The following is a 304-nucleotide window of genomic DNA, read 5'->3' on the forward strand; positions in this document are numbered from 1 at the left end:
TGAATTTGTCGCGCGTACGTCCAAAGATAGTTGGAGAAAGTTCATGGACGTGCATACCGCTTCTCTCCGAGCTCGCTAAAATTTGCTTGGTGCTGAGCGTATTCTACAATGCGTTGAAGGGACAGCCTGCGGATATGAGGCTCGTCGAATTTGCCTGGTTTGGCATTGGCCTCGATAAACCAGATCTTAGCATGTTTATCGATTCCGATATCCATCGATACCTCTCCAAGCGTAGGCCATTCTTTTTCTAGGGATCGGGCAATGCTGAGAGCCATGTGACGTACGGATGCAAGCATAAACTCAT

General features: G+C 48.0%; 1 protein-coding gene. It reads right to left on the reverse strand.

Features of this window, described 5'->3' with window-relative positions; all coding sequences use genetic code 11:
* Positions 1-41 precede the first annotated feature (41 nt).
* Positions 42-304: YheC/YheD family protein (locus tag LKX83_RS32355; RefSeq protein ID WP_227887369.1), on the reverse strand; the 263-nt coding region annotated here is incomplete at its 5' end.

It is taken from the genome of Cohnella baijiui (assembly GCF_020731285.1).
Classification (GTDB): domain Bacteria; phylum Bacillota; class Bacilli; order Paenibacillales; family Paenibacillaceae; genus Cohnella.